The sequence below is a fragment of the Lentzea sp. NPDC102401 genome, from assembly GCF_044765805.1.
GTDB classification, from domain to species: Bacteria; Actinomycetota; Actinomycetes; order Mycobacteriales; family Pseudonocardiaceae; genus Lentzea; species Lentzea sokolovensis.
Map to the genome: position 1 here is coordinate 264026 of NZ_JBIWKS010000004.1, position 24775 is coordinate 288800.

Sequence of the window (24775 nt, forward strand, 5' to 3'; positions counted from 1 at the left end):
TCACAGCCCCGTGCTAGTTGCTGCCGAGTTTCCGGGTCGTGCGGTGGATCACTCGGCTCATCCACGACGGCATGTCGCGGTTCGAACGCTGCCAGTTGCAGACAGCGGTGCCACGTCGGTAGTCGATTTCTGCCTTGATCGCCTCAGGGGTCCATTCGGTCATGGACCTGAGGTTCGTCCTGAGGCCTCGCCTCAGGCATCGGGCGATCACGCAGTCCTGCCCGCCGGATCCCTTACCCGACCGTCACCGCACGTGCGCGAGCCAGCCGAGCCCTTACCCCGTCGGCCTCCGGCGCTCCCAGCTCGCTGAACAACGCCAGCGCGCGCTGCCAGTGCGCCGTCGCCCCCGCCGCGTTCAGCTGCTCGAACACCGCCGCGAGCCGGTCATGCGCCAACGCCTGGTGGTACGGCGAGACGGCATCGCACGCCACTGCCAACGCCGTACGGGCCGAGGACAGCGCACCGTCCGTGTCACCGGTCTCCAGCAGAGCCGTGGAGATGTCGACGTGACAGGCCGCTTCCCCGCACTGCTCGCCGACCTCGTGGTACATCCGCAACGCCACGCGCAGCCACGGCATCGCGTCGTCGAAGCGCTGGGTGCTCAGGTACAACAGGCCGAGGTGGTGGTGGGCGTTGGCCTCGGCCCACTTCGAGCCCGCGATGCGCGAGATCTCCATGGCCTCGCGGTAGTGCGCCTCGGCCTCGGCGGCCCGGCCCAGGTCCTGCAACGTGCCGGCGACCGTCGTCAGGGCACGTGCCTGCTGATGCACGTCCTCCTTGCGGCGGGCCACTTCCAGCGCTCCCTGCTGAGCCTGCAGAGCCTCTTCGAAGCGTTCGAACTGCAACAACGCGACGCCGAGGTTGAACTGCATGACGAACCGGGCGTCGTCGTCGTTCAGCGCGATGGCGGCCTGCAACGCGGCCTCGGTGAGGCGCAGGGAGGTCTCGCGCTCGGTCCGCAGCCAGAGGTACCGCGACAACGTGTACGGCAGCTGCCACGCGTGGACGTGCCAGCCGGAACCCGAGGCGAGCTCGGCGGCGGCGATCAGGTTGGCGCGCTCGGCGTCGAACCAGGCCGTCGCGTCCGCGGCACCGGAGATCGCCGGAACGTGGACGGGCCGGTGCTCGGGCGCGACCAGGACGCTGCCGCGGTTGATCGGCAACAACCCGTCGGCGAGGTCCGCGCAGTGCAGGTAGTAGTCGAGCATCCGGCCGGTGGCGGCACGGCGTTCCGGTTCGGACAGCTCTCCGGCCAGCGTTTTCGTGTAGACGCGGACGATGTCGTGGGCGACGTGCCTGCCGGGTTCGCTGACGGACAGCAGGTTCGCGGCGGTCAACGCGTCCAGCGCGCGTTGGGCCTCCAGCAACGCCACGTCGCCCATCGCCGCGACCACGTGCGGGGTCAGGTCCGCGCCGGGGTGCAGGCCGACGATCGCCAGCAACCGCGATGGCTCCGCGGGCAACGCACGGCGTGAGGCGTCCAGGGCGGCTCGTACGGTGCCCTCACCGTCCTCCAGGCCGAGTGCGGCCAGGCGGCCCTGCTCGTCCTGCAGTTCTTCGACCAGTTCGGCCACGCGCAGACGAGGGGACACGGCGAGACGGGCCGCGGCGATCCGCAACGCCAGCGGCAGGCCGTCGCACAGCTCGGCCAGTTCACGCAGCGCACCGGCCTCGATGTCCGTCCGGCCGGCGATGCGGCCGAGCACGTCGACGGCGGCGTCCGGGTCGAGCATGTCCAGTTCGATCAGCTTCGCCTCGACCTGCGCGACCAGCCCGACCAACCGGCGGCGCGAGGTCACGACGACGCACGAGGGCGCGCCCGGCAGCAACGGCAGCAGGTCGGCCGAGCTGCGGACGTTGTCGAGCATCACGAGCATCCGGCGGTCGGCCAGCAACGTGCGCAGCAGCGCCGAGCGTTCGTCGACCGAGACCGGGGTGTCACCGGCCGGAACGCCCAGTGCGCGCAGGAACCGGTTGAGCACCTCGCCGATCTCCAGCGGCTCCCGGTTCGGGTCGTAGCCGTGCACGTCGACGTAGAGCTGGCCGTCCGGGAACTCCTCGCGGACCCGGTGCGCCCAGTGCAGGGCGAGCGCGGTCTTGCCCACCCCCGCAGGACCGGTCACCAGCATCACCGGGCCGTCGTGGCCGCGCAGCAACGCGTCCATGAGGCCGAGCTCGGGGTCCCGGCCGACCAGCGCGACCGGAGCGCGCGGCAACTGGGCGGGGATCGTCATCGGCGCGGGTTCGGGAGCGCTCGGCTGGTGCGGCACGCGGACCGGCGCGCGTTCCGGCTCGGGGCTGTCCCCCGCCAGCACGGCCTGGTGCACCCGGCGCAGTTCGGGACCCGGTTCGACGCCGAGTTCCTCGATCAGCACGGCGCGGGCCTCCCGGTAGGCGGCCAGCGCCTCGGCCTGACGGCCCGCCTGGACCAGCGCTCGCATCAGCAGGCCGTGGCCGCGTTCGCGCAACGGGTGCTCGGCGACCATCGACCCGAGCTGCGAGACCAGTTCCGGGCCCTGCCCGATCGCGAGGCCCAGCTCGGCGCGTTCCTCCAGCACCGCCAGCCGGCGTTCCACGAGACGGCCGCGTTCGACGTCGGCGTGCAGGCCGGAGACACCGCCCAGCGGTTCGGCGCGGAACAGCGCCAGCGCGTCGTCCAGTTCGACCGCGGCTCCGGCGAGATCACCGGCGGCGCGCATGCGGTTCGCGAGCAGGACCTGACGTTCGAACACGTCGAGATCGAGGGCGCCGGGCTCCACACGCATCAGGTAGCCGTCGCCGACCGAGGTCAGCAGCTCGGCGGGAGCCCTGCGCGCACGGGTCGGTTCGAGCGCCCTGCGCAGTCCGGCGACGTAGGTCTGAACCAGGTTCACTGCACTCGAGGGCACGTTGTCGCCCCACACGGCCTCGATGATCTGCCCGCGGTTGACCGGTGTGTTGCGCTCCAGCAGCAGGACCGCGAGGACGGCGCGCTGCTTCGCCGCACCGAGATCAACCTCTTGACCTGCGCGAACGACTCGGAGAAGGCCGAGAACCTCGAACCGAAGGGGTTCCTCGCCGTGCGTCACCGATCTGTCCTTCGCCTGTGGTCCACCTGGAGCTTGAAGATCACTTCAGTCGGGCTCCAGTCGTGCTGTAGAAGCCATTCTTACGCTTAGCGTGTCCAACCAACCACAGACCGCGAGATCAACGGAAACCGAAGATCAGCGAGTCTGAGCAGGTTGGACCGGACAGCGGAACACCCGCTGCTCCCCATGATCGACGTGGGTCGGCCGGCGTGCAAGGGGCATCCAGCCCGCGGCGGCGGAACGCCGGCCGGCCCACGTCCCCTTACGCGAGAAGGCCCCGGCTGGTTGATCCAGCCGGGGCCTTCCTCGTTCTCGTCTTTCGATCAGCTGACAAAAGAGCCCGTCTTCGCGGCGGTGAGGAACGTGTCCCATCCCGCACCGCCGAACCTCAGCCGCGCCCCGTCCGCGTTCTTGCTGTCACGAACGGCCGCACCTGATGGGACGAGCGCGATCTCGACGCACTCGGGCCCACCGGCCGATGATCTGCTGCTCTTGCGCCAACGCAAGGTTTCCACTCTGTTCACTCCCCGGTTCGCGGTCACGCGAGAGTGCGAGCGATCTCGGTGATCAACGTTGCCGATTCCCGCGGGGTCAGGGCGGAACTCACCAGCCGCTCGAACATCTCGGCGTAGGAATGGACGTCCGACTGTTGTTCCAGGTAGACGCCGCTTCTGGTGCTCTCGATGTAGACGACGTCGGAGTCGAGCTGCTCGGGAAAGCTCAGGATGACGAACGGGCCGTCCATCGCAGCATGACCTCCGGCGCTGAACGGCACGACCTGCATCGTGACGTTCGGAAACGCACCGACTTCGAGAAGACGCGCCATCTGCACGCGCATCACCTCGGCGCCGCCGACGAGCCTGCGCAGGGCGGCTTCGTCGATCACGACGTGCAGGCGCAACGGGTCGTCCTCGCTGAGCAGGGCCTGCCTGGCCTTGCGCAACCGGACGCGGCGGTCGATCTCGGCGGTGCGCGCGTCCGGCAGCACCTGGGAGATCAACGCCCTCGTGTACGACTCGCACTGCAGCAGGCCCGGGATCATCAGCCCCTGGTAGGTCCTGATCGAGTCCGCGTCGGCCTCGTACCCCACGTAACGACCGGGCACGATGTCGCCGAACTCGTCCCACCACGCCTTGCGACGGGCTTCCCTTGCCAGCTGAACCAGTTCCTCGAGGGTGGCGGCGTCCGCGCCGTAAACGTTGAGCATGTCCCGCACGTCACGCGGGCTCACCCCCACACGGCCGGTCTCGATGCGGCTGATCTTGGAGGCCGAGCACTCCAGGCGCTCGCCCACCTCCTCGATCGTCAGCCCTGCCACTTCGCGCAGTCGCCGGAGCTCGCTCACGAGCCGGCGCTTGCGCAGAGTCGGGCTGCTACCCCGCATGACTCCTCCTGGACGGCATCCACACCTCCTGGCCGTACCCAGTTTGAGAGCAAAGGAGCTCGTCGCAAAGAGACGTCATCCATTCGTGTACTGCAACTTGCAGATCGCAGGTTCGACGCGACAGTCTGCTGGGGCTGCTTACGTAAGGACTGGAGCTCTGAGCCTGATGGCCGTCACGGTGTTCAGCCAACTGGACAAGTCGCTGCACTCCCACCTGGCCACACTCACCGACCTCGCCGCACGTGGCGACGACCAGACCGCTCTCGTACTCGCCAGGGTTGAGTTGCCGAGGGTGGTCGCGGTGGTGAAGGCGTTGCTCGACGAGCACCAGCCCGACGAGCACGGCCGGTGCGCGACCTGCAAGCGCGGCTGGTTCTCACGGCGGATGCCCGCACCGTGCCGTGCTTATCTCTCGGCGCAGCTGATTCTGACCGTCGTCGGCCAGGAGACTGCGCACGGCAAGCATCTGCGCTCGGTAGGCTGAATTCTCCGAACTCGATAGTTCTTCAGTTCCGACCCGACTTGGGCCGGCTCCGCACCCCCCGACCGGAGCCGGCCCTTCTTCGTGATCACCTCGCGTGACGACGCCACCCAAGATCAACACGGTTGGCTGAAAGATCTGTCACAGCACCGATTCCGGCCTCATCATTGAGGGCGACGCGGCCTGATCCCGCCCCATGATGCCTGTGCCGACACGGAGGTGTTCCCGTGCCGACCCCGCATGACCGCGCCGACGAGCTCGAAGCCGTCCGGCCGCGCCGCATGCTGCCTTTAGAGCGCCTCCAGAGCGCCATCTTCTGAACTCGCTCCCCCTCCCCGCCCTGTGCAGCCGTCGCACAGGGCCATGCCGCTATTCAGCAAAGGAAAATCTCGTGAACCATCAGCCCAGGTCCAACACCGGCGACCACACCCCGCACGGTCCACCGCTGATCCTCAAGCACGACCTGCCCGCGAGCTTCGTGCTGTTCCTCATCTCGATCCCGTTGTCGCTCGGCATCGCGCACGCCACGGGCGCGCCGCTGATGGCCGGGATCATCTCCGCGGTCATCGGCGGCGTGGTCGTCGGCGCGATCAGCGGAGCGCCGTTGCAGATCAGCGGGCCGGGAACCGGGCTCGTGGTGATCGTGGCCGGACTGGTCGCGCAGTTCGGGTGGGCGGCCACCGCGGCGATCACGCTGGCCGCGGGAGTGCTGCAACTCGCGTTGGGGCTCACCGGGATCAGCCGCCTGGTGATGTCGCTGTCCCCCGCAGTGGTGCACGGCATGCTCGCGGGCATCGGCATCTCCATCGCCGTCGGGCAACTCGTGGTGGTGCTGGGCGGCACGGCCGCGTCGACGGCGCCCGCGAACCTCGCGTTGCTGCCGGGAGAACTGGTCGGCGCCCACCTCGGACCGGTGCTGGCCGGCGCCGTGGCGATCGCGGTTCTGCTGCTGTGGCCCCGTGTTCCGCGTGCCTCGCTGATTCCGGCGCCGCTGGTCGCCGTCGCCACGGCCACCGCGCTGGCGTTCGTGCTGCGCCTCGACGTCGCCAGGGTCGACCTGCCGGACAGCCACGCGCTGGTGTTCCCCGAGATGCCGCGGGGCAGCGTCGGCACCGTGCTCACGGCGATCGTCACGGTCGCGCTGGTGGCGAGCATGGAGTCGCTGTTGTCGGCCGTCGCCACGGACCGGCTGCACGACGGGCCGCGCGCCCGGCTGGACAAGGAGCTCATCGCGCAGGGCACCGGCAACGTGCTCGCGGGCGCGCTCGGCGGGTTCCCGATCAGCGGTGGCCTGGCACGCAGTTCCACGAACGTCGCGGCGGGCGCGAAGACCCGCTACGCCGCGATCTTCCAGGGCGTGTGGATCGCGGTGGCGGTGCTGGCGTTCGCCCCCGCCCTGGAGCTGATCCCGTTGTCGGCGCTCGCGGGTGTGCTGTTCGTCGTCGGACTCCGGCTGGTGTCGGTCGCCCGGATGCGGAACCTGGTGCAGCACCGGGAGTTCCTCGTCTACGCGGCGACCGTGCTCGGCGTCGTCCTCTTCGGACTGCTGGAGGGCGTGGTCGCCGGGCTCGCCATCGCGTTGCTGCGCGCGTTGTACCGGCTGACGCACTGCTCGGTGCGGGTCGAGAGCAACCGGGTGTACGTGCGGGGATCGTTGGTGTTCCTGGGAGTCGGGCGACTCGTGCGGGAGCTGCGCAGGATGCCGCAGGGCGAGACCGTCGTGCTGGAACTGCACGTCGACTACCTGGACCACGCGTCCTACGAGGCGATCAACGACTGGCGCGAGGGCTACGAACGACTCGGTGGCCGGGTTCAGGTCGACGAGGTGCACGACACCTGGTACGACCGGGCGAACCAGGGCAAACCGGGGCGGCGCAAGACGTTGCCCGGCCCGCTGCCGCGCTGGTTCGCACCGTGGTCGCACTGGCAGGGCACGCCCGGCCCGGTGACGCTGCCGGAGCAGCGGTCGTCCGCGGAAGGCGATCCGATGCTGCGCGGGATGCACGAGTTCGAACGTCGTTCCGCGCCGTTGGTGCGGCCGTTCCTGCACGAGCTGGCGGTGCACGGGCAGCGGCCCCAGCAGCTGTTCATCACGTGCGCGGACTCCCGCGTGGTGCCGAACCTGATCACCACGTCCGGACCGGGCGACCTGTTCTGCGTGCGCAACATCGGCAACCTGGTGCCGATGCCGTCGGCGGGCGACAGCTCGGTCGGGGCGGCGATCGAGTACGCCGTGGAGATCCTGAACGTCAGCACGATCGTCGTGTGTGGACACTCCGACTGCGGTGCGATGAAGGCCCTGGTGAACGGGTCCGCGTCACGCGGCTCGCACCTGCACTCGTGGCTGCGCAACGCCGAACCGTCGTTGATCCGTTTCCACGCGCCGACGTCGCCCGGCTGCACGGACCTGCCGGTGGCCGACCGGCTCGCCGTCGCGAACGTCGCGCAGCAGCTGGACAACCTGCTCTCCCACCCGAGCGTGCGGGAGGCCATCGCGGCGGGCACGCTCACGTTGAAGGGCATGTACTTCGACATCTCGAACGCCCGCGTGTACCTGGTCGACCCGGACCGCAACGGGCTCGAACCGGTGACGGCACCGGCGTAGAAAAGCGAGGAGCCGCCCCGAAAAGTTCTCGGGGCGGCTCCTTTGTCGCTTCTGGCTAGCAGGTGCCGATCCAGGAGCACTCCACGTCGAAGCGCTCCTTCGCGGGAACCTCGGTGCGGTCCTGCGCCGGAGCCTTGCGCTGCTGCGGCACGGACTGGACCTGCGGCGACACCAGCTGCGTGCCGCCGTCGGAGGCCAGGCGCACGGCGATCCTGTCCTCGATGTTCTTCGGGCTGTTGAACAACAGGACGTTGTTCTGCACCACCGAGAACACCAGTTCCCGGCCCGCCTGCGTCTTCACGTAGCCGGACAGGCCCGAGACGCCGGACAGCGACCCGGTCTTGGCCTTCAGATTGCCCGCGGCCGGGGTGTTCTTCATGCGGTTGACCAGCGTGCCGTCGACACCGGCGACCGGCAGCGACGCCTGCCACGCGGCGAACCACGGCTTGGTCTTCGCCTTGACCAGCACCGAGGTGAGGTCGTCCGGCGAGAACTGGTCGAGCCGGGACATGCCGGAACCGTCGAAGACCTCGACCGCGTTCGGGTCGACGCCCAGACCGGACCACTTGGTGCTGAGCTGGTTGACGCCGTTGGTGAACGAGCCACCCGCGGTCTTGACCAGCACCTCGGCCAGCATGTTGTTGCTGTCCTTGAGCAACGGGACGATCAGCTCGCTGAGCTTCATCGACGTGTCGGTCGCGAGGACGGCGGCGTTCGCTGGCGCCTTCTGCCTCTTCACCCCACCGGTGACGGTGATCCCGTTGGCCTGCAACGCCTTCTGGAACACCGACGTCACCAGGCCGGTCGGGTCCTTGACCGTCGAGAGCTTGGCGGTCTCGACGGTCGTGGAACCGCTGACGAAGATCCGGTTCGTGCCGTGCTCACGCTCCACGGAGACGCCGCCGTTGCCGGTGGTCGCCGTGGACACGATCTGCACGTGGTCGTTCGCCGGTTCGGTCGTCACGACAGCCGGGGCGCCCGCCGCGGCGCCCGGCTTGACGCGCACGACCACGGTGCCCGCGCTGAACTTCGCGTCCGGCGAGAGCGTGAGCGCCGACGTCTCCGCACTGTAGGAGAACGGCTCGTCGTCCCACGCCCAGCCCGTGCCGTACGGCTGCGCGTCGAACTTGGTGTCGTCGATGACGAGCGCGCCGTTCACCGTGGTGACACCGCTGGACTTCAACGTGTCCGCGAGCTGCTGGTAGCGCAGCCGGGACATCGTCGGGTCGCCGCCACCGCGCAGCACCAGGTCGCCGTCGAGCGCCGTCCCGGTCTTCGTCCCGGCCGACACGAGCTCGGTCTTCCAGCGGTAGTCCGGGCCCAGCAGTTCCAGCGCCGCCGTCGTGGTGAGCAGCTTCATGTTCGACGCCACCTGGGAACGCCTGCTGCTCTGCCTGGTGTAGATCACTTCACCCGAGTTGGCGTCCCGCACGACCAGGCCGACATCCGCGCCCTTCAGCGCGTTGTCGGCCAGGATCGTGTCGAGATCAGCCGTGAGGGCCTCGTTGCCGACCGCCACGGCGCCGCCGCTGGACGTCAGGGTCAACCCTGCCGTCACAGCGACGACCGCCCCCAGAACACCTAATTTCACGCTTCCACCTCTGATCGATCACCCGACCACAACGTGTGGAAGCTACCGGGCTTGTCGATGCGCCTGTAGGTGTGCGCCCCGAAGAAGTCCCGCTGTCCCTGGACGAGCGCGGCAGGCAGACGTTCCGACCGAAGTCCGTCGTAGTAGGCCAAAGCGGACACGAACCCCGGCGTCGGCACGCCGGATTCCACTGCTCGCACCACAACCCGGCGCCACGCGGCCTCGGCGTTCTGCACCGCGTCGCGGAAGTAGTTGTCCACCAACAAGGACTCGATGTCCGCGTTCGCGTCGTACGCCTCGCGGATGCGGTTGAGGAACTGCGCGCGGATGATGCAGCCACCACGCCAGATCGTCGCCATCGCGCCGAGGTCGATGTTCCAGTCGAAGTTCTTCGACGCCTCGCGCATCATGTCGAAGCCCTGCGCGTACGCGACGACCTTCGACGCGTAGAGCGCCTGGCGCACGTCGTCGACCAGTTCGGCGTCCGGCTTCGCGACGACCTCGCTGGCGCCGAACGCCTCGCGCACGGCCTTGCGCTGGTCGGTGTGGCCGCTCAGGCTGCGCGCGAACACGGCCTCGGCGATACCGGTGACCGGCACACCCAGTTCCAGCGCCTCCTGCACGGTCCAGCGGCCGGTGCCCTTCTGCTCCGCCGCGTCCTCGATGACCTGCACGAGTGGCGTGCCGTCCGCGTCGACGTGCTTGAGGACCTCGGCGGTGATCTCGACCAGGTACGACTCCAGGTCGCCCGAGTTCCACTGCGTGAAGACCTCGGAGATCTCCGACGGCGTCTGCCCGCCGATGCGGCTCAGCAGGTCGTACGCCTCGGCGATCAGCTGCATGTCGGCGTACTCGATGCCGTTGTGCACCATCTTCACGAAGTGCCCGGCGCCGTCCGGCCCGACGTGCACGCAGCACGGCTGACCGTCCACCTTGGCCGCGATCTCCTCGAAGACCGGCCCGACGTGCTTGTAGGACTCCGCGGGACCGCCCGGCATGATGCTCGGGCCGTTGAGCGCGCCCTCCTCGCCACCGGAGATGCCGGCGCCGACGAACAGCAGCCCCTTCTCCTTCAGCGCGGCCTCACGGCGACGCGTGTCGTTGAAGTGGGCGTTGCCGCCGTCGATGACCATGTCGCCGGGTTCGAGGATCCCGCTCAGCTCGTCGATGACGGCGTCGGTCGGGCCACCCGCCTTGACCATGATGATGATCTGGCGCGGCGTCTGCAGGCTGTCGACCAGATCCTGCAGCGTCTCGGCGCCGACGAAGTCGCCCTCGTGGCCGTGCTCGTCGAGCAGAGCCTTCATCTTCGCGGGCGTCCGGTTGTGCACGGCCACTTTGAAACCGTGCCGCGCGAGGTTCCGCGCGAGGTTGCTGCCCATGGTGGCAAGACCGGTGACCGCGATACGTGCTTTGCCTTCCGTCATACGCGACAGCCTGCCGTGTTCCGCGCCTTTACGCGAGACGTCACAGGGTGTTCTCAGACTCCGTTTTGCCAGGTGAACCGCGTCACGTGCCGGTACGTATTGCTAGGCGTAAGTTGGCTTCATGACGGAATTCACGAGCGTGGGACGCTCGGCGACCGACCGTGCCCCCAGGTACGGATCGCAGCTGGTGAAGCACTTCACGGCGAAGGACCTCGAAGGGTCCTGGGAGGACACCCGCGGCTTCGTCCGCTTCTCGGCAGGCCTCGCGGAGTTCGAGGCCGCGGACGACGCGTTGATCATGCGCGTGGTCTGCACCTCGGAGGAGGACGTGGCCCGGCTGCAGGACGTCGTGGAACGGCACCTCGTCCGCTTCGGGACGCGCGACGAGCTGTCCGTCACGTGGGACTCAGGTAGCGAGAACTGACGCCGCCAGTCCGATGAGAGCGGTCCCACAGACCCTCTCGAACATTGCGCGCGTCCTGGGCCTGCTCAACAGCCTGCCCAGCTGACGCGCCGACGGCACCACGATGACCCAGAACACCGCGAACACCCCGACCGTGACGGCGCTCAGCAAGGCCGCCTGCGGAAGGGGCGCGGCGTTCGGGTCCATCGCCTGCGGGATGAGACTCAGGAACGTGAGCATCACCTTGGGGTTCAACAGGTCGCACAACATGCCGCGCAGGAACACGTTCTTCTGCTGAGGCTGCTCGGCCAGCGGCTTGCTGGCGGACCTCAGCGTCATGAAGCCGATGTACGCGAGGTAGAGCGCGCCGATCGCCTTGACCACGAACAGCGCCGCCGGAGCCGCCGCCACGAGCGCGGACAACCCGACCGTCGCGAGCGTCGCGTGAATCAGCAGCCCGGTGAGCACACCGAGCGCCGCCTCGACGCCCTTCTTGAAGCTCCGGACCGCGTTCCCCATGACCAGTACGAAGTCGGGACCGGGCACGACCGTGATCACCACGAGTGCCAGCAGGAACGACGTCCACGCGATGTGCATGGCGCAGATCGTCCGTGGTTTGTTCGTGCGAGTTCCAGCAGGTCAGTACGATGTTCGGTTATGCGCGAACAAGCCGAACTGGATTCGGTCGACTGGCACATCCTGGAGGAGTTGCAGAACGACGCCACCCTGCCGAACCGGGCGCTGGCGGAGATCGTGGGTCTTGCGCCGTCGTCGTGTTTGCAGCGGGTGCGGCGGCTGCGCGATCTGGGCGTGATCACGGGGTGCCACGCCGTCGTCGACCCGGCCACCACAGGGCTGCCGCTGGAGGCCGTGATCTCGGTGAACGTGCGGCCGCACACCCGGACCGTGGTGGCCGGGTTCCGGGCGTTCGTGATGGCTCAGCCGGAGACCCGGTCGATCTTCCACGTGTCCGGGCAGGCCGATTTCCTGATCCACATCGCCGTCGCCGGGTCCACGCACCTGCAGGCGTTCCTGATGGACAAGATCGCCTCGCGGACGGAGGTGCGGAACCTGACCAGTTCGGTGGTGCTGGAGCGGGTGGAGACCCGTGCGCTGACGCCGCCGGCGACCCTGCGTCCGACGCACCGGCGACGCAAGGCCTGATCAGCCGCAGTCGTCGATCCTCCACACGCCCGACTCACGCACCTGCTGTTCCAGGGCGGTGTTGTCCGGAACGCCAGCAGTCCTGCCGTCACCGCTCCGACTCGTCTGTTCACACCGAGCTGTCACAGCACCGGCGTCAACCACTACGCCTGCTCGTCGTCACCGGAAGACTTGATCACCCGGATCAGCCCTTCCTGCACCACGGTCGCCACCAGCTGCCCGTCCCGGGTGAAGAACCGACCGGTCGCCAGCCCACGATTCCCGGACGCGGTAGGCGAAGACGTGTCGTACAACAACCACTCGTCGGCCCGGAACGGCCGGTGGAACCACATGGCGTGGTCCAGAGAGGCCCCGAGAACCTTGTCCAGTCCCCAATAAACGCCGTGCCGCGCCAGAACCCCGTCCAGCAGCGTCATGTCCGACGCGTACGTCATCACGCAGAGCTGCAGCATCGGGTCGTCCGGCAGCTTGCCGTCGGCCTTCATCCACACCTGTGACGCGGCCCGGCCCGGACCGTCCTCACGCGACTCCCACGGCGGCTCGGTCACGTAGCGGACGTCGATGGGGCGCGGGAACTTCAGGTTCACCAGCGGGTAGCTCTTGGCGGACTCGCTCCACGTCGGCAGCGACTCGGGGTCCGGCACGTCGGGCATCTCCGACGAGTGCTCGACGCCCTGCTCGTCCAGCTGGAAGGATGCGGACAGCGAGAAGATGGCCTTGCCGTGCTGCACGGCCACGACGCGGCGGGTGGTGAACGAGCGGCCGTCGCGGATGCGGTCCACCTCGTACACGATCGGCACGCGCGGGTCGCCGGGGCGGATGAAGTACGAGTGCAGCGAGTGCACCCTGCGTTCGACCGGGACGGTGCGGCCCGCGGCGACCAGGGCCTGGCCCGCCACCTGGCCGCCGAAGACGCGCACGGGCGACTCGGCGGGTGACACACCGCGGAAGATGTTCTCCTCGATGCGTTCCAGGTCGAGCAACGCGACCAGGTCGTCCACTGCGGATTGTCCACTCAGGCCCGACGGGCTCGAAGCGGCGGCACGGGCGGCCTCAGTCACTGCGGAACTCTCCTCGGTCTGGGCAAGGCACCGGCCCTGCTCCCGGCACACGTCCAGTATGCGGGAGCAGGGCCGGCATCACGACAGGCCTGACTGAGAGTCAGAGCACTTACGCGTGGTCGTCCTCGCCCAGGCGGTGCACCCGGATGAGGTTCGTCGACCCGATGGTGCCGGGAGGCGATCCGGCGACGACGACCATGAGGTCACCGGCGGAGTAGCGGCCGATCTCGATCATGGCCACGTCGACCTGGCGGACCATCTCGTCGGTGGACTCGACGCGCGGCACCAGGAACGTCTCGGTGCCCCACGTCAGCGACAGCTGCGAGCGCACGGCCGGCTCCGGCGTGAAGGCCAGCAGCGGCAGGTGCGTGTGCAGACGGGCGAGGCGGCGGACCGTGTCACCGGACTGCGTGAACGCGACCAGGGCCTTGGCGTTGAGGCGCTCGCCGATGTCGCGGGCCGCGTACGAGATCACGCCGCGCTTGGTGCGCGGGACGTGCGTCAGCGGCGGCACGACGACCGACTCGGTCTCGACGGCCTCGATGATGCGGCCCATGGTCTGCACGGACTCGATGGCGTAGCGGCCGACCGAGGTCTCGCCGGACAGCATCAGGGCGTCCGCGCCGTCGAGCACCGCGTTCGCGACGTCGGACGTCTCGGCACGGGTCGGGCGGGAGTTCGTGATCATCGAGTCGAGCATCTGGGTCGCGACGATGACCGGCTTGGCGTTCTCGCGGGCGATCTGGATCGCGCGCTTCTGCACCAGCGGCACGTGCTCCAGCGGGAGCTCGACGCCCAGGTCACCGCGGGCGACCATGACGCCGTCGAAGGCCAGCACGATGGCCTCGAGGTTGTCCACGGCCTCCGGCTTCTCGATCTTCGCGATCACCGGGAGGCGCTTGCCGCCGCTGCGGTCCATGACCTGGTGGACCAGGTCGATGTCGGCCGGCGAGCGGACGAACGACAGGGCGATGAAGTCCACGCCCAGCGAGAGCGCGAACTCGAGGTCCTCGATGTCCTTCTCGGACATGGCGGGCACGGAGACGTCCATGCCGGGCAGCGAGAGGCCCTTGTTGTTGCTGACGGGACCGCCCTCGGTCACCTCGGCCACGACGTCGGAGCCTTCGACCTCGACGACCACGAGCGCGACCTTGCCGTCGTCGACGAGCATGCGGTCGCCGACCTTGGCGTCCTTCGCGAGCTCCTTGTACGTCGTCGACACGCGGTCGTGCGTGCCCTCGACGTCCTCGACGGTGATGCGGACGATGTCGCCGGTGTTCCAGTCCACCGGACCCGCGGCGAAACGGCCGAGGCGGATCTTGGGGCCCTGGAGGTCGGCGAGGATTCCCACGGCGCGGCCGGACTCGTCGGCTGCCGCGCGGACCATGTCGTAAACCTGCTTGTGGTCGGCATGGCTGCCGTGGCTGAAGTTCATCCTGGCCACGTCCATACCGGCCGCTACCAGGTCACGGACCTTTTCCGGCGTGCCAGTGGCGGGACCGAGGGTACAGACGATCTTTGCGCGTCGACTCACGTGTAGAGAGAGTAGACCCCGTTCCTGGACCGATCCCGAACTACCAGTCAGTAATGTTCGGACCATGGGTCGAGTACTGCCTTTTGTGATCGCGGCGTCGCTCAGTGTCGTCGTTCTGTTCACCCCCGAGTCAGGTGTGCCGAGCTCGCCACCTGGTACGGACAAGGTGGTCCACACGCTGCTGTTCGCCCTGCTCGCGTTCACCGGCCTGTACGCGAAACTTCCTCGCATTTTGCCGCTGCTGGTGGTCTACGCAGGCGTTTCGGAGGTGCTCCAGCAGCTGGTCACGCCTCTTCACCGCAGCGGCGACGTGCTCGACGCGCTGGTGGACGTCCTCGGGATCGGTCTGGGGTGGGCTACCGCGACCTGGTGGTCTCGCTCACGCCGACGTGGTCCGCGCACCACGCGTTGAGGTCCTTGAGCTGCCTCCACGACTTGCGCACCCGGTCGAGGCAGCCCGGCTCGTGCAGCACGTCGTCCGGCTCCCAGACCTTGCGGACGTAGAGCGACCGGTGCTTGAGCAGGTCGAGGTGCGGGTGGTCGTCGTCGAACCCGCGCGGCTTCGACTTCATCACGTCGCCCGCCACCTGCCAGCCCTGCTCGACCAGCTTGTCCACGATCTTGCGCAGCAGAACGCCGTGCGCGCCGACCGAGGCACGGTAGCGGGCGAGCTGGTCGGACTGCATGTGGAACGAGCCGCCGCCGGTCATCAGGCCCTCGGGACTGAGCTGCACGTAGTACGCGCCGCCGCCGCGTCCCTTCTCGATGACAGCGCCGCAGTGGTCCTTGTACGGCGTCTTGTCCTTGGCGAACCGCACGTCGCGGTAGGGCCGGAACACCTTGCCCTCGCCGAACTCCTTCTCCAGTGCGAGCAGCAGCGCCTCCATCGGGGCCCGCACGTCGCGCAGGTAGGTCTCCTTGTTGTCGTCCCAGTACGCCTTCGAGTTGTCCAGGACCAAGCCGTCGTAGAAGTCAATGGCGTACTCGCCGAAACCGTCGAACGTCACCGAGTCAGCCTAGGCGGATCGCCCATGAGCGTGAAAATTCGTTTGAGAACACACAATCAGGCCATAATCCGGTGAATGCCACGCCGTATCAACGCGCTCGCGACCTGGCTCCTCCAACTCGGGCCGGACGAGGTGGCCGCGATACTCTTGTACCGCCGCGACGTCGCCGACCGCTTCATCCGGACGTTGAAGGACCTCGCGACGCAACTGACCGACTCCGACTCGGTGCACGCCGTCGAGGACACGCTGGACCAGGGCGCGCTCGACGTGCTCGGCGCGATCGTGGCGCAGAACAACACCGGCACCGTCGACACGGTGTGCGCCGAACTGCACTGCACGGTCGGTGACTTCGAACGAGCGCTCGGTGAGCTGAAGCAACGGGCACTGGCCTGGCCGGAGGGGTCACGGCTGATCGCGGTGAACTCGGTGCGGACGAGCGGTGCGGCGCAGGGCGAGCTGACGTTGCGGCCGAAGACCCCGGGCAGGCGCAAGGCGTCCCAGGTCTCACCCATCGTGTCCGCGATGTCCACTGTGGACGGAGTGGCGCGGCTGCTGGCGTACTGCGAGCAGGACACGTTCGACGCCCGCTACACCGGTGGCGTGGCGACCGTGGAGATCCGGCGGGTCGCGCGGGCACTGCGGGTCTCGGACGGCGTGCTGCGGCTGTGGCTGGAGCTCGCGGCCGAGGCCCAGCTGGTCGGCGTGGAACGGTCGCGGCTGCTGCCGACCAACCAGGGCGACGCGTGGCTCGACTCGCAACCGGGTCCGCGGCTCGCGGCGCTGGTCGCGGCGTGGCGGCGGATGGACTGGCGGCCGGAACCGGACCAGGCGCGCGCGGCGTTGCGCGACTACACCGGTGCCGCCGGGCTGCTGCTGCGCCGCAGCGCGCTGGAGCGGTTCTCGGCGGAGGAGGCCTTCACGAACATCAACGAGCTGGTCGACGACCTCGTCTGGGAACGCCCCGCCGTGCACGACCCGAGGGCGACCATGGCGGTGATCAGCGAGATGGAGTCGCTGGGACTGGTGGCGGGCGGCGCGCTCACGCCGCTGGGAGTGGCGGTGCGGCACGACGGCGATGTCGACACCGCGGCCGGCGAGCTGATGCCCCCGGCGACGGAGAAAGCCGCGTTCCAGACGGACATGACCGCCGTGGTGAACGGCCTGCCGTCGCCCGAGCTGAGCGCCACCCTGAACCTGGTGGCGGACCTGGAGGACAACGACGCCGCACGGGTGTGGCGGCTGTCCGCCGGGTCGGTGCGGCGTGCGCTGGACTCCGGACTGTCCGCCGACGAGGTGCTCGCGCGGCTGAACGCCGTGTCGGAGGCCCCGTTGCCGCAGGTGATCGAGTACCAGGTGCAGGACGTGGCGCGACGGCACGGACAGCTGACCGTGACGGACGTGGTGAGTTGCGTGCGGGGCTCGGATCCCACGCTGCTGCAGGAGATCGCCAGGTCGAAGCGGCTCGCGTCGCTCAAGCTGCGGTTCCTCGCGCCGACGGTGCTGGCGTCGGCCCAGCCGATGGCCGAGACGCTCGCGGCGTTGCGCCGGTGCGGGTACGCGCCGACCGGGCTGGACGCCGGCGACAAGTCCATTGTGGAAAGCATCGGCCGGCTGCGGGCCTCCGCCCGCGGTGAGCGCAAGCCGGAGCGGTGGTGGCGCACCGAGATGAACGACCTGGAGCTGACCCAGCTCGCGGTCCGGCTGGTGGAGCAGGAACGGCCGAGCGTCGGGCCCGGCGCGCCACGGGCCAACGCGGCGCGGATGCTGCGCGACCAGAACGTCTTCCTGCGCGACGAGGAGGTCGTGCTGCTGTCGTCGGCGCTGGTCGACGGGAGCCGCGTCGAGATCAAGTACGCGACCGGGCCGCGCAGGACCGACACGCACGTGATCGTGCCGACCAAACACCTCGAAGGCGTCCTGAGCGCGGACTGCGAGGACGGCACGAGCAGGGAGTTCGACATCGGGCACGTCCGCGAGGTCGCGCTGCCGGAATGAACAGCTGGTGAAGTCCCCCGGCGTGCGGTGATCACCTGCCGATACTGGAGGTGTGGCCGATCCGTTTTCCGCCGGACTGCTGATGGTGCTCGAGACCGTGCTGGAGCGCGTGCTGCTCGGTCTCTTCGACGTCGTGCACAAGGGTGCCAAGGACAAGAAGCGTCAACGCGAGCTGACCAGGCCGGGACCGCTGGTCGAGCGGGTCAGCTCCGAGCTCGCGCGCGGTGAGCTGAGCGCCGTCGAGCAGCACGAGTGGCGGGCCGCCGTGGACGCGGTGCGCGAGTCCATCGAGGCCTCGCTGCCGTTGCGCCCCGAGGAAGCGCTGCGGGTGATGCTGACGCCCGAGTCGTTGCGCGCCCACGTGATGTCCGGGTCGGAGAAGATCCGGCGCGCGGCGGGGCTGTCCGAGCAGGCGACGGCCGTCTACGACGCGTTGCTGCTGCGGGTGTGCGTCGCGGTCGTCGAACTGGTGTGGTCGCAGCCCGAGTACGCGCGGCGACTCGCGGTGGAGATGTTCCGGATGGGCCGGGCGACCGCCGATGCCGTGGCGCGGCTCGCGGACCAGCGGCAACTCGCGCTGACGGCGTCGCACCGGGACTTCGAGGACCGCTACGCCGAGCAGGTCGCGCACGCGCTGGGCGGGCTGGAGCTGTTCGGGGTGTCACGCGGGCGGGCGCCGCGGCGGCAGTCGTTCGACACCTCGTACGTGTCGCTGGCGGTGGCGCGGGTCGGGGACACCGACGAGCTGACCGGGGCCGGGCTGCCGGTGGCGGCGGCGCTGGCGGACACGCCTCGGGTGCTGATCCGGGGCGGCGCGGGCGCGGGCAAGACGACGTTCCTGCGCTGGCTCGCGATGAACGCGCTGGGCGAGACGCGGACCTCGGGCGACGAGTGGCTCGGGCTGGTGCCGTTCTTCGTGCCGTTGCGGCAGTACACGACGCTGCCGAAGCCGGAGGAGTTCATCTCGCCGACCGCCTCGATGATCGAGGAGGAGAAGCCGTCCGGGTGGGTCACCGCGCGGCTCAGGGAGGGGCGGGCGCTCGTCCTGGTCGACGGCGTGGACGAGCTCGTGTGGGAACGGCGGGCCGAGGCACGGCTGTGGCTGGAGAAGCTGGTCAACGCCTACCCCGAAGCCCGGTACGCGATCACGACCCGGCCGGCCGCGGTGCCGGAGGACTGGCTGGAGGACGTCGGCTTCAGCGCGTTCGACCTGTTGCCGTTGAGCGACAAGGGCGTGCGCGACTTCGTGGAGGCCTGGCACACCGCCGCCCGCGACGAACCGGGGCTGACGCGGGACGCTCGGGTGTGGCTGACCGAGTGCGAGGCACGGCTGGTGGCGACGCTCGCGAAGCGGCCGGACCTGCGGCGGCTGGCGTCGAGTCCGTTGCTGGCCGGGCTGCTGTGCGCGCTGCACCAGGACCGGAACATGCACCTGCCGCGCGATCGCCGGTCGCTGTACGAGGCCGCGCTGGACCTGTTGCTGGTCCGGTGGGACGAGGACCGCGGGCTCGCGCTGCCGTCGTTCTCCAAGGAGGAGCAGCTCGTTCTGCTGCAACGGTTCGCGTACTCGCTGGTGCGCAACCGCGAGCTGATGGTGCCCCGCGAGGAGGCCGTGCACCGGCTCGGGAACGCGATGCGCGGGCTGCGGTCGCACGACATCGACCCGGACGAGGCGATGCAGCGGCTGCTCGAACGGGCAGGGCTGCTGCGGGAGGTCGCTTCCGAACGCGTGCAGTTCGTGCACCGGACGTTCCGGGACTATCTGGCGGCCAAGGAGGTCGTGGACGCCGGCGACCTGAACCTGTTGGTGGACAGGGCACATCTGGACGAGTGGCACGACGTCGTGGTGATGGCGGTGGCGCACGCCCGGCCGCGCGAACGGGCGCGCGTGCTGATGGACCTGCTGGCGGGCAACGACGACACGCGCAAGGACGAACGCGGGCGGGACAAGCTGCGGCTGCTCGCGCTGGCGTGCCTCGACCAGGCCGACGTGATCGAACCGGAGACCGCGCGGGCCCAGGTGACGGCCGCCGCCGCGGCGCTGATCCCGCCGAAGAGCTTCGCGCACGCCGACGCGTTGTCCGAGGCCGGGTCGTTCGTGGTCGACCTGCTGCCAGGGCCGGAAGCATCCGAGGAGGCCGCGTACATCGTGCGGACGCTGGCGAACATCGGCGGTGAGGCCGCCTGGGAACGGATCGCGGAGTTCGTGGCCGTCGACCACGCGATGGTCATCGACGAGTTGCTGCGGGCGTGGCGGAACACGCCGGACGCGGAGAAGTACGCGAAGTCCGTGCTGTCCAAAGTGGATTTCGGCGACCGGCGGGTGGACGTCCGCGGCTGGCACCGGATCCAGTTCATCATGCACCTGGAGAAGCTGCGGTACGTGCGGTGCATCGGCAACATCAACCCGCTGGACCCGTTGGGCGCCATGCCGTCGCTGCACCGGCTGGAACTGTGGCAGAACGAGGTGATGCGCGATCTCTCACCGCTGGCCGGGTCGCGCTCGCTGAAGGAGCTGCACCTGAGCCGCTGCCGTCCGCTCGGGCGGATCGATCTGTCGCCGATGAGGGACCTGGACGAGCTGCACCTGCACTTCAGCCGGGTGGAGCTGGAGTCGCTGGAGGGCGGTGCGCTGCGGCGTCTGCAGATCCGCGACTCGGCCACCGACGAGGGACTGGAGGCGCTGCCCGGCCTGCCCGCGTTGCGCGAGCTGGCGATCGACCACCGCCCGCCCTACCCGCTGGCGGGGCTGGAGCGGTGGCCGACCATCACGACGCTGGAGGTGTTCGGCGTGCCTTCAGCGGACGACCTGCGCCTCCTGCCGGTGCTGGAACACCTGGTGGTGCACCAACCGGAGTCGGTTGCCCGGCTGGAGGAGTTGCGCGGTCAGCTGCCCGGGGTGCGCATCACGACGTGACCGCTGCCTGAGGAGACATCACCACTGAATGTCGTCGAGGCTGCCCAACGGCTTGCGCTCCGCCTCTTCCAGCAGCTGCACCGACGCGGTGTCGGCCGCGTGCAGCTCGGCCGGGAAGGTGAGGCTCAGGCGCTTTTCCAGCTCGGTCAGCGACACCTGGAACACCCGGAACTCGTCCAGGTCGAGCGCCTCGGCCAGGACGATGTTCTGGGTGAGCAGGAACGCGCTGCAGCGCAGCTCGCCGTCCACCACGAACGCGATCGCCTTGTAGAACTCGCGCGGGATCGCGACGCTGCGGAACACCCTGTCGTCGGCGTTGAACACCGGGCCGCCGTAGACGCTGACCTTGAGGTTGTCGACGTCGACGTCGGCGAGCACCGCGTCCTCGAGCCGGCCCCAGAGCCCTTCCTTGGTGCTCTGGTTGAAGTCGTCCATCTGCGGCGTGATGTTCGTGAAGAAGAACGAGTCCTTGTTCGCCTTCTGCGCCTCGGCCTTCGTGCCCCAGCACAGGTCGGCGCGGCGGGCGAGGTGGCCGCGGTCGAGCCGGTTGTCGCGGTAGAGCTCGTCGCCGGTCTGGAACTCGGCCGGGACGCGCGGGTCCTTGACGAACGGGATGCCGGTGCGGCTCAGCGCCTTCATCTCGCCGCCGTCGATGTTCCACGCGACCCAGCTCGCGAACTTGCGCGACTTGCTCATCGCGAGCGAGAAGTGCGTGTAGTCGATCGTGGTCGAGCCGTCGAGCTCGACCGCGTCGGCCGCTCCCGAGTCGGTCAGGACCGGAATCCCGGCGGTCGTGCCGAGGAACTTCGAGTCGAAGCCTGCGCTGGTCATGTGTCGCCCCCTACTGGTTCATCTTGAGGGTCGACATCTCCCACGGGGCCGTTAGCCTCATACACCCGAACGGCCCAATGTTCATCAGCTCTTCTTGACCAGTTTCCCGTCCGCGGCGATCGCGAACCACTCGTCGTCGACACCCTGGCCGTTGACGTCGCCGGCGACCTGGTCTCCCACGTAGTAGTAGAGCGGCCACTTTCCGTAAACGACCTGCGAGCTCTCGTCGAGCCGCGAGACGAGCTGCACGTCGGCGCCGTTCTTGGCGTCTACTTTGGACTCGGCGGTGAGCGCGGGCCACACGGCGATGCAGTCGGCATCGCACGCGCTGGACTTGTTCTCGTCCTTGGTGAAGGCGTAGAGCGTCCGTCCCGTTTGGTCGACGAGGATCGGGCCCAGGCCGGACTGCGCGATCTTCACCTCGACCTTCGCGGGAGCATCCTGTTGCGGTGCCTCGTTTCCGCAGGCAGCGAGTCCGGCGAGAAACACCGGCAGCAGCAGAATTCCCTTACGTGCGCGCATCTTCGTCTCCTAGCGGGGTGTGTCCTGTTCCGACGTTGACACGTAATGAGACGCAGTTCGGTTCATCGGAAGATTCCCTGAACCGAATCTGATCGACGTCCGTGTTGGTCATGTCGGGTCCGCCAGACCCCCCGACTCCCACAGCGGAGCCTTGGAGCACATCCCATGTCTGTCAACAAGAACGTCGCTGCCGCATGCCTTCTGGGCGCCACGCTCGGACTCGCCGTGGTGACACCGGCGTCCGCCGCCCAGGACACCGTCACCGTGAAGATCACGAACACGGCCGGGTACGAAGCGAGCCTCTGCGCCGCCGACCAGCTGGAAGGCCGTTGCCTCGACGGCGCCAAGAAGGGCGAGTCGCGCACCTTCACCGTGAAGCCCGGAAGTGGTCGGATCGAGGTCCGCGTGGTCGTGAAGAACGGCGGCTCTGCCTTCGAGTTCTTCACCGCCGACGGCCCCACGCTGAACATCGACGCCGGTGGTTCCGCGCAGAAGCCGACCGCCACGAAGTCCGGCGGCGCGCAGGACCACGGCACCGGGCACGGCGGCCAGGACACGACCCCGCCCGCGCCGGACCAGACCCCGCCGGTCAAGCCCGCCACCGGCAAGCCCGTGTTCTTCTCCGCGGAACTGGACGGCCGCCAGGAGGTCCCGACCGCCGGTGGTCCCGCCGTGGGTGACGCGGACGCCTCGGCGAAGGCGCTGGTCGAGGTGCGCGGCGACCGCGTGACGTTCGCGCTGGAGTGGAAGAAGACGGCCCAGCTCACCCTCGGCCACATCCACCAGGGCGCGGCGGGCCAGAACGGCGCGGTGAAGGTCGGTCTCTTCACCACCGCGATGCCGGAGACGCTGGGCGCGGCCGCCGGTCAGACCGTGATCGACGCGAAGCTCGCCGAGGACATCCGCAGGAACCCGGCCGGTTTCTACGTGAACCTGCACAGCACCGAGAAGCCCGGTGGCGCGGTCCGCGGGCAGCTCAAGCCGCTGAGCAAGCAGATCAACCCGCTGGACATCATCAAGGGCGGCAAGCTCCGCGCGTTCTCCAACGGCCGCAACGAGGTGCCGGTGCAGGACGGCCCGAAGGTCGGCGACCCGGACGGCCAGGCCATCACGTTCGTGCGGCCCACCGCCACCGGCGTCGACTTCTCGCTGGCGTGGGTGAACGTCGACGCGCCGACGCTCGGCCACGTCCACCAGGGCGCGAAGGGCGTGAACGGCGCCGTGAAGATCACGTTCTTCGGCACGGCCGTCCCGAACGGCATCTTCGCGGTCTCGGGCACGGCCACCGCCGACAAGGCCACGCTGGACGCGCTGAAGCAGTCCCCGAAGGACTTCTACTCCAACATCCACACGGCGGCGTTCCCCGGTGGTGCGGTGCGCGGCCAGTTCACCACTCACTAGCCAACTGAATGGAAAGGCGCCGCGACCGCGACCCCCACGGTCGCGGCGCCTTCCGCTACCTGCCGACGAGGTCGACGGTCTTACCCGCCCGCCGCGACTCGTCCACCCACTGGTCGATCGCCTGCCCGCAGGCCTGGTCGAGGTGCCGGACCCCGCTCAGATCCATCCGGACGTGCTCCCGGTCCACGCGGTCCAGTTCGTCGAGCAACACCGGCAGCTTCAGGAACGTCGCGTTGCCGCGCAACGCCACACCCTCCGGCGTCACGGTCACCTGCAGCCTGGACACGTCCCAGGCCGTCTTGATCACCGCGGCCAGCAGACCGGCCACGGTGCCGGTCAGCAGATCGGTCGCCACGATGAGCCCGGCCGTCAGCACGAAGACGAAGCTCTCGGTCCTGTCCGTGCGCCACGACGTGACGACTTCCCGCAGGCCCAGCAGCTTCCAGCCCGCGTGGACCAGAACGGCCGCCAGCACGGCGACCGGGATCAGCGTCAGCAACCCCGGCAGCAGCACCACGAACAGCAGCAGCCACACGCCGTGCAGCACCCTGGAGGCCCTGGTGCGGGCCCCGGCGTTGACGTTCGCCGCACTGCGCACGATCACCGCCGTCATGGGCAAAGCGCCGAGCAGGCCGCAGATCGTGTTGCCGACGCCCTGCGCGACCAGTTCCTTGTTGTACTGCGTGCGCGGGCCGCTGTGCATGCGGTCGACGGCGGCCGCGCTGAACATCGACTCCGCCGAGGCGACGAGGGCGAACACCACGGCGGTGCCGATGACTCCGGTGTCCAGCAGGGAGAAGTTCGGCAGGTGCACGTCCGTGGACAGCGTGCCGACCGTGATGCGTTCGACGTCCGACGCGAACACCGCCGCCAGCGCGGTGCAGACGACCACGCCGACCAGGATGCCCGGCACGACCCGCAGCGGGGTTCGCTGCCACAGCAACATGATCAGCACGGTGAGCAGGCCCAGCGCCAGCGCGACCGGGGACACGATCAGGTGCCTGAGCTGGCCGAAGATCAGCACCAGCCCGATGCCCGCGAGCATGCCCTGCACCACGGACGGGGAGATCGCGCGGAACCACCGTCCGCACCTGGCTAAGCCCAGCGCCACCTGCAGCAGGCCGGCGCCGAGGACGATCACGCCCAGCGCCTGGATTCCGTGCCGGGACACGGCGTCCGCCACCAGCACCGTCAGCCCGGCGGCCGGTCCGCTCACCTGCATCGTGCTGCCCGGCAGCAGGCCGACGACGATGCCGCCGACCACGCCGGTCACGATGCCGAGCTCGGCCGGCACTCCGGACGCCACCGCCACGCCCACGCACAGCGGCAGCGCCACGAGGAACACGACGACCGACGCGCCGAGATCGGTCCAGTACTTCTTCAT

General features: G+C 69.1%; 21 protein-coding genes. 8 read left to right on the plus strand and 13 right to left on the minus strand.

The window, feature by feature from the left end; all coding sequences use genetic code 11:
• Positions 1–13 precede the first annotated feature (13 nt).
• The 4 genes from ACIRG5_RS16305 to ACIRG5_RS16320 all read right to left on the minus strand — a co-directional run bounded on the left by ACIRG5_RS16305 (position 14) and on the right by ACIRG5_RS16320 (position 4452).
• Complete coding sequence (locus ACIRG5_RS16305; protein ID WP_402905357.1) at positions 14–163, minus strand: hypothetical protein; 150 nt, start codon at positions 161–163, stop codon at positions 14–16.
• A 70-nt stretch (positions 164–233) separates the two neighbouring features.
• Positions 234–3068 (minus strand): AfsR/SARP family transcriptional regulator, encoded by a 2835-nt coding sequence (locus ACIRG5_RS16310; RefSeq protein ID WP_402905359.1) that lies wholly within the window; start codon positions 3066–3068, stop codon positions 234–236.
• 323 nt (positions 3069–3391) lie between these two features.
• Positions 3392–3583: a DUF397 domain-containing protein gene (locus tag ACIRG5_RS16315; RefSeq protein ID WP_402905361.1), complete on the minus strand. Its 192-nt coding sequence runs from the start codon at positions 3581–3583 to the stop codon at positions 3392–3394.
• Positions 3584–3606: 23 nt separating this feature from the next.
• Positions 3607–4452: a helix-turn-helix domain-containing protein gene (locus ACIRG5_RS16320; RefSeq protein ID WP_402905363.1), complete on the minus strand. Its 846-nt coding sequence runs from the start codon at positions 4450–4452 to the stop codon at positions 3607–3609.
• Between the two features lie 166 nt (positions 4453–4618).
• Between ACIRG5_RS16320 and ACIRG5_RS16325 the strand changes: the two genes are divergently transcribed.
• On the plus strand, positions 4619–4936 hold the full coding sequence (locus ACIRG5_RS16325) for a hypothetical protein (protein ID WP_093597178.1): 318 nt from the start codon (positions 4619–4621) through the stop codon (positions 4934–4936).
• Between the two features lie 388 nt (positions 4937–5324).
• Positions 5325–7538: a SulP family inorganic anion transporter gene (locus ACIRG5_RS16330; protein ID WP_402905365.1), complete on the plus strand. Its 2214-nt coding sequence runs from the start codon at positions 5325–5327 to the stop codon at positions 7536–7538.
• Between the two features lie 55 nt (positions 7539–7593).
• On the opposite strand, the gene dacB is transcribed toward ACIRG5_RS16330, so the two are convergent.
• Positions 7594–9129 carry a D-alanyl-D-alanine carboxypeptidase/D-alanyl-D-alanine-endopeptidase gene (dacB, locus tag ACIRG5_RS16335; protein ID WP_402905367.1) on the minus strand — a complete coding sequence of 512 codons (1536 nt, stop codon included), beginning with the start codon at positions 9127–9129 and terminating at the stop codon, positions 7594–7596.
• Positions 9126–10556: an NADP-dependent phosphogluconate dehydrogenase gene (gene gndA / locus ACIRG5_RS16340; protein ID WP_402905369.1), complete on the minus strand. Its 1431-nt coding sequence runs from the start codon at positions 10554–10556 to the stop codon at positions 9126–9128. Before gndA ends, dacB begins: the two co-directional genes overlap by 4 nt.
• Positions 10557–10677: 121 nt before the next feature.
• Here gndA and ACIRG5_RS16345 point away from each other — a divergent pair, with 121 nt between their 5' ends.
• Complete coding sequence (locus ACIRG5_RS16345; RefSeq protein ID WP_330273382.1) at positions 10678–10980, plus strand: DUF2218 domain-containing protein; 303 nt, start codon at positions 10678–10680, stop codon at positions 10978–10980.
• On the opposite strand, the gene ACIRG5_RS16350 is transcribed toward ACIRG5_RS16345, so the two are convergent.
• On the minus strand, positions 10963–11556 hold the full coding sequence (locus tag ACIRG5_RS16350; protein ID WP_402905371.1) for a LysE family translocator: 594 nt from the start codon (positions 11554–11556) through the stop codon (positions 10963–10965). The genes ACIRG5_RS16345 and ACIRG5_RS16350 overlap by 18 nt on opposite strands.
• Positions 11557–11616: 60 nt before the next feature.
• Here ACIRG5_RS16350 and ACIRG5_RS16355 point away from each other — a divergent pair, with 60 nt between their 5' ends.
• Positions 11617–12123 carry an Lrp/AsnC family transcriptional regulator gene (locus ACIRG5_RS16355; protein WP_402905373.1) on the plus strand — a complete coding sequence of 169 codons (507 nt, stop codon included), beginning with the start codon at positions 11617–11619 and terminating at the stop codon, positions 12121–12123.
• 143 nt (positions 12124–12266) lie between these two features.
• Here the strand turns inward: ACIRG5_RS16355 and tesB are convergent, their stop codons facing one another.
• The gene (gene tesB / locus ACIRG5_RS16360; RefSeq protein WP_402905375.1) at positions 12267–13184 is read right to left on the minus strand and encodes an acyl-CoA thioesterase II; all 918 of its coding nucleotides are present in this window, start codon (positions 13182–13184) and stop codon (positions 12267–12269) included.
• A gap of 109 nt (positions 13185–13293) precedes the next feature.
• Entirely contained in the window at positions 13294–14718 is a 1425-nt protein-coding gene (gene pyk, locus ACIRG5_RS16365; RefSeq protein WP_402905377.1) for a pyruvate kinase, read from the minus strand.
• Between the two features lie 64 nt (positions 14719–14782).
• On the opposite strand from pyk, the gene ACIRG5_RS16370 reads away from it, so the two are divergent.
• The gene (locus ACIRG5_RS16370; protein WP_319977241.1) at positions 14783–15130 is read left to right on the plus strand and encodes a VanZ family protein; all 348 of its coding nucleotides are present in this window, start codon (positions 14783–14785) and stop codon (positions 15128–15130) included.
• Here ACIRG5_RS16370 and ACIRG5_RS16375 read toward each other — a convergent pair.
• Entirely contained in the window at positions 15075–15725 is a 651-nt protein-coding gene (locus tag ACIRG5_RS16375) for a DUF2461 domain-containing protein (RefSeq protein WP_402905379.1), read from the minus strand. The genes ACIRG5_RS16370 and ACIRG5_RS16375 overlap by 56 nt on opposite strands.
• A 75-nt stretch (positions 15726–15800) precedes the next feature.
• On the opposite strand from ACIRG5_RS16375, the gene ACIRG5_RS16380 reads away from it, so the two are divergent.
• Complete coding sequence (locus ACIRG5_RS16380; protein ID WP_402905380.1) at positions 15801–17720, plus strand: helicase-associated domain-containing protein; 1920 nt, start codon at positions 15801–15803, stop codon at positions 17718–17720.
• Between the two features lie 52 nt (positions 17721–17772).
• The gene (locus ACIRG5_RS16385) at positions 17773–20637 is read left to right on the plus strand and encodes an NACHT domain-containing protein (RefSeq protein WP_402905382.1); all 2865 of its coding nucleotides are present in this window, start codon (positions 17773–17775) and stop codon (positions 20635–20637) included.
• Between the two features lie 18 nt (positions 20638–20655).
• On the opposite strand, the gene ACIRG5_RS16390 is transcribed toward ACIRG5_RS16385, so the two are convergent.
• Together ACIRG5_RS16390 and ACIRG5_RS16395 are read right to left on the minus strand one after the other, a co-directional pair.
• Positions 20656–21468, minus strand: a complete 813-nt coding sequence (locus ACIRG5_RS16390) for a DNA/RNA non-specific endonuclease (protein ID WP_402905384.1) — start codon at positions 21466–21468, stop codon at positions 20656–20658.
• A gap of 84 nt (positions 21469–21552) precedes the next feature.
• Positions 21553–21990, minus strand: coding sequence for a hypothetical protein (locus tag ACIRG5_RS16395; RefSeq protein WP_402905386.1), 438 nt, complete (start codon positions 21988–21990; stop codon positions 21553–21555).
• A 165-nt stretch (positions 21991–22155) separates the two neighbouring features.
• Between ACIRG5_RS16395 and ACIRG5_RS16400 the strand changes: the two genes are divergently transcribed.
• Positions 22156–23391: a CHRD domain-containing protein gene (locus tag ACIRG5_RS16400; RefSeq protein WP_402905388.1), complete on the plus strand. Its 1236-nt coding sequence runs from the start codon at positions 22156–22158 to the stop codon at positions 23389–23391.
• Positions 23392–23446: 55 nt separating this feature from the next.
• On the opposite strand, the gene ACIRG5_RS16405 is transcribed toward ACIRG5_RS16400, so the two are convergent.
• Complete coding sequence (locus ACIRG5_RS16405) at positions 23447–24775, minus strand: SulP family inorganic anion transporter (RefSeq protein ID WP_402905391.1); 1329 nt, start codon at positions 24773–24775, stop codon at positions 23447–23449.